The following is a 5,033-nucleotide window of genomic DNA, read 5'->3' on the forward strand; positions in this document are numbered from 1 at the left end:
CTGCTGGCCACCGCGGGGCTGCCCGCCGCGGGGCTGCCCGCCGCGGCCGCCGGCGCCGGGTGCCGGCAGCTCGTCGTCCAGGCGCAGCGTCAGCGAGATGCGCTTGCGGTCGACGTCGACGTCGAGCACCTTGACCTTGACGACGTCGCCGGGCTTGACCACCTCGCGCGGGTCGGACACGAACCGCTTGGACATCGCCGACACGTGCACGAGGCCGTCCTGGTGCACGCCGATGTCGACGAACGCGCCGAAGGCCGCGACGTTGGTGACCACACCCTCCAGCCGCATGCCGGGCGTGAGGTCGGTGATCTTCTCGACACCGTCGCTGAACGTGGCGGTCTGGAACGACGGGCGTGGGTCGCGGCCGGGCTTCTCCAGCTCGCGCAGCACGTCGGTGACCGTCGGCACGCCGAAGACCTCGTCGGCGAAGTCGGCCGGACGGAACTCTCGCAGTGTCCGGGTGTCGCCGAGCAGGCCCTTGAGGTCGCGGCCGGAGGTGTCGACGATGCGCCGCACCAGCGGGTAGGCCTCGGGGTGCACGCCGGAGGCGTCGAGCGGGTCGTCGCCGCCCTGGATGCGCAGGAAGCCGGCACACTGCTCGAACGCCTTGGGGCCGAGCCGGGCGACCTCCTTGAGTGCGGTGCGCGTGCGGAACGGGCCGTGGTTCTCGCGGTGCGCCACGATGTTCTCCGCCAGCCCGGGCGTGATGCCGGAGACCCGGCTGAGCAGGGGCGTCGAGGCGGTGTTGAGGTCGACGCCGACGGCGTTGACGCAGTCCTCGACGACGGCGTCGAGCGAGCGGGACAGTGCGAAGTCGGGGAGGTCGTGCTGGTACTGGCCGACGCCGATCGACTTCGGGTCGATCTTCACCAGCTCGGCCAGCGGGTCCTGCAGCCGTCGCGCGATCGACACCGCGCCGCGCAGCGAGACGTCGAGACCGGGCAGCTCCTGGGCGGCGAACGCCGACGCGGAGTACACCGACGCGCCGGCCTCGGAGACCATCACCTTGGTCAGCCCGGGGCGCAGCTTGACGAGGTCGGCGGCCAGCTTGTCGGTCTCGCGCGAGGCGGTGCCGTTGCCGATGGCGACGAGCTCGACGCCGTGCTCGCGGACCAGCCGGTCCAGCGTCGCCAGCGACTCGTTCCAGCGGTTCGCCGGCTGGTGCGGGTAGATGGTGTCGGTGGCGACGACCTTGCCGGTGGCGTCGACGACGGCGACCTTGACGCCGGTGCGGAACCCGGGGTCCAGGCCCAGCGTCGCGCGGGTGCCGGCGGGCGCGGCCAGCAGCAGGTCGCGCAGGTTCGTAGCGAAGACCCGGATGGCCTCCTCCTCGGCCGCCTCGCGCAGCCGGGTGCGCAAATCGAGGTCGAGACGGAGCAGGATGCGGGTGCGCCAGGCCCAGCGGACGGTCTCGTTCAGCCAGGCGTCGGCCGGCCGGCCCTCGTCGCGGATGCCGAACCGGTGCGCGATCTCGGCCTCGTACGCCGCGGTGGAGCCGTCGTCGCCGGTGGGGTCGACGGTGAGGTCGAGGATCTCCTCCTTCTCACCGCGGAACATCGCCAGCACCCGGTGCGACGGCAGCTTCGTCAGCGGCTCGGCGAAATCGAAGTAGTCGGCGAACTTCGCGCCGGCCTGCTCCTTGCCCTCGCGCACCTTCGCCGTCAGCCGTCCGGCCGTCCACACCTGCTCGCGCAGGCTGCCGATGAGGTCGGCGTCCTCGGTGAACCGCTCGACCAGGATGGCGCGGGCACCGGCCAGCGCCGCGGCGGCGTCCTCGACGCCGGCCTCGGGGTTCAGGTAACCGGCCGCCAGCGTCTGCGGGTCCTGCGTGGGGTCGGTGAGCAGACCGTCGGCCAGCGGCTCCAGCCCGGCCTCGCGGGCGATCTGCGCCTTCGTGCGCCGCTTGGGCTTGTACGGCAGGTAGATGTCCTCGAGCCGGGCCTTGGTGTCGGCGAGGAGAATCTGCGCCTCGAGGGCGTCGTCGAGCTTGCCCTGCTCGCGGATGGATTCCAGCACCGCTGCCCGGCGTTCTTCGAGCTCGCGCAGGTAGCGCAGCCGCTCCTCGAGCGTGCGCAGCTGAGTGTCGTCGAGCCCGCCGGTGCGCTCCTTGCGGTACCGGGCGATGAACGGGACGGTGGCGCCCTCGTCGAGCAGGAGGACGGCGGCGCCGACCTGGTGCTCGTGGACGCCGAGCTCGTCGGCGATGCGCTGCTGGACGGACGGCAGGGCGGGCTTCGACACGTGGTTCCACTCTCTTCGGCAGGACGTCTCCGGCATTCTGCCGCGCCGGGCCGGGCCGCCGCGAGCCGGTCCTCGTTCTCAGATGACGAGACGAATTCGTTCAAAAGATGGACGCACGGCGGTGCGGGTGGGTAGGCTCGCGGTCACGAGGTCATGAGTGTCAGTGCCAAGCCCCGGCTCGCTGGCCGGCAACCCTCCTCCGCGGTGGGGTGCCCCGGGTGACGACCTGGCCGGCTCGATCCTGAGCCCGGCAAGCGCGGACCCGTGGCCCGGGTCCCGGAGACCTGGAGGACCTGTGACCGTCACCGACCTGCCCCGCGTCCACGCCCCGCTGCCTGCCGCGCCCACGCAGCCGCTGCTGCCCGTCGTCGGCGCGGACCTGCGGGCGCCGCTGGCCGGCGGCGGCGACGCCCGGTACGTCAACCTCGACTACGCCGCCAGCGCGCCGGCGCTGCGGACCGTCGCCGACCATGTCGCCGAGATCCTGCCGACGTACGCGAGCGTGCACCGCGGCGCCGGCTACGCCTCGCAGCTCTCGACCCGGCGGTACGAGGATGCCCGCGCCACCGTCGCCCGGTTCGTCGGTGCCCGCCCCGACGACGTCGTCGTGTTCGTCCGCAACACCACCGACGCGCTGAACCTGCTGGCGAGTTGCGTCCCCGACGGCGGGGAGGTGGTGGTCCTCGACCTCGAGCACCACGCCAACCTGCTGCCCTGGCAGCGCGGGCCGCACCGGGTCGTCGAGGCCGCGCCGACGCTCGCCCAGACGCTGAGCCGGCTCCAGGTCGAGCTGTCGCGGCGCCCGGCCGCGCTGCTCGCCGTCACCGGCGCCTCCAACGTCACCGGTGAGCAGCTGCCGCTGGGCGCACTGGCCGGGCTGGCGCACCGCAACGGCGCGCGGATCGCCGTCGACGCCGCACAGCTGGCGCCGCACCGGCGCATCGACGTGGTGGCCGGCGAGCTCGACTACGTTGCCTTCTCCGGGCACAAGCTGTACGCACCGTTCGGCGCCGGTGTGCTGGTCGGCCGGCGCGACTGGCTCGACGACGCACCGCCCTACCTCGCCGGCGGCGGGGCCGTCCGCGAGGTCACGACCGACGCGACCCAGTGGGCGCTCGCGCCGGCCCGGCACGAAGGCGGCTCGCCCAACGTCATCGGCGCGGCCGCGCTGGCCCGCGCGTGCGAGGCGATCGAGGCGCTGCCCGAGGGCTGCGTCGAGGTGCACGAGTCGGCGCTGCGCCGCCGGCTGCTGGCCGGGCTGGACCGCATCGACGGCGTGCGGACGCTGCGGCTGTGGCCGGACAGCGGCTCGGCGGTCGGCGTGGTCGCGTTCACCGTCGACGGATACGCCGCACGGCAGGTGGCCGAGTACCTGTCCGCCGAGCACGCCATCGGAGTGCGCGACGGCCGGTTCTGCGCGCACCCGCTGCTGGCCCGGCTCGGCGCCGGCGACGGAGCGGTGCGGGCCAGCTTCGGCCTGGGCTCCACCGCCGCCGACGTCGACCGCCTGCTGGCCGCTCTCGAGCGGCTGGTGACCGACGGCACGGCGCGTCCGTACGCCGCCGGCGCGGACCGCCCCTGCGACTAGCCACCCGTGGTGGGTTCTGCGGCGGACTGTGGGCGGCCCGGACGTCTCTCCGGTGACGGCGCTCGCGGCGGAGTGATCTCGGCGGCGCTCACGGCCCGGTCCGTTCGGGTGGTTTCTGGTAGCGGTGGCCGGTGGGGCTGGTCCAGATGGTGGTGCCGTCGGGGAGTCGGTGGACTCGCCAGTGGCCGCGGTGTTTGAGCTTGTGGTGGGTCTCGCACAGGGCGTGGAGGTCGTCGGGGTCGGTGGTCCCGCCGGCGTTGAACGGGACGATGTGGTCGAGGTCGCAGGTGATCGCGGGGCGGTGGCAGCCGGGGGTGCGGCAGGTGCGGTCGCGGGCGATGATGAAGTCGGCGAGGGCTTTGGTGGGGCGGTAGCGGGTGCGGCCGAGGTCGAGCAGGTGCCCGGTGCCGTCGGTGCGCAGCCAGGTCCACACGCCCTCGGCGGCGAGGACCTTGGCGACGTGCGCGGGGATGGGCCCGTACCCCTCCAGCTCACCCGGTTGGTCGCTGAGCCCGATCGCGGTCGCGAACGGCACGGTGATGTGCACGGCGATCGGACGCCGACGCGGCGGTGGCGCGCTCGCGCTGGATGGTGTCGGTGGTGGCTGCCCGGCAGCGGCGTCGGCACGAGATGGCGCGCCGCCGGCAGAACCCGCCATTCCGGCCGGGTGGCCCAGCGGGCCGGTGGCGCGAGCGGCGCGACCGGCCGTGCGGTCGACCGAGCCGCCGGCGGAGCCGGCCGTTCCGGCGGACGGCCGGTAGGCATGGTGACCGGCGGAGCCGGCCGCACCGGCGAACGCCTGGTGGGTGGGGTCGCCGGCAGCGGCTGCCGCGTCGCCGGTGATCTGGTGAGCAGGCTCGCCGGCCGAGCCTGGCGTGCCGGCCACCCCGGCGGCGTGGGCCAGCGGGGTGGTGGTGCCGTCGGCGCAGGCGGTGAGGGCCGCCCAGCCCAGCTCGGCCAGCGCGTCGGCGCGGCGTTGGTCCTTGGTGCGGGCGGGGAGTCCGGCGGCGGCGTCGGCACGTTTGGCATCCGCGGCGGCCGCGTTGAGGGCGGTGTCGAGGGCGGCGGCGTCCGCGGCGGGCAGCCGCGCCTCCAGATGCGCCATCCCATCCGACGCGGGCGTGATGGCGACGTAGCGGCGCTCACGCGCGGCCTCGTACCGGTCCGCCGCCTCCACCGGCGCCAGTTCGTGCAGCAACTGCTT

Annotated in this window: 3 protein-coding genes and 1 riboswitch; of the genes, 1 reads left to right on the forward strand and 2 read right to left on the reverse strand. The window is 74.4% G+C overall.

From position 1 onward, the window contains the following. Positions 1–2,241: Tex family protein (locus tag DY240_RS04525; RefSeq protein ID WP_325049272.1), on the reverse strand; the 2,241-nt coding region annotated here is incomplete at its 3' end. 149 nt (positions 2,242–2,390) lie between these two features. Then, positions 2,391–2,504, forward strand: a riboswitch (SAM riboswitch). Between the two features lie 32 nt (positions 2,505–2,536). Here DY240_RS04525 and DY240_RS04530 point away from each other — a divergent pair. Continuing rightward, positions 2,537–3,829 (forward strand): aminotransferase class V-fold PLP-dependent enzyme, encoded by a 1,293-nt coding sequence (locus tag DY240_RS04530; RefSeq protein WP_199700814.1) that lies wholly within the window; start codon positions 2,537–2,539, stop codon positions 3,827–3,829. A gap of 88 nt (positions 3,830–3,917) precedes the next feature. Here DY240_RS04530 and DY240_RS04535 read toward each other — a convergent pair. Next, the coding region (locus DY240_RS04535; protein WP_158602737.1) for an HNH endonuclease signature motif containing protein at positions 3,918–5,033 on the reverse strand (1,116 nt) is incomplete at its 5' end.

This window comes from Jiangella rhizosphaerae (assembly GCF_003579925.1).
GTDB classification, from domain to species: domain Bacteria; phylum Actinomycetota; class Actinomycetes; order Jiangellales; family Jiangellaceae; genus Jiangella; species Jiangella rhizosphaerae.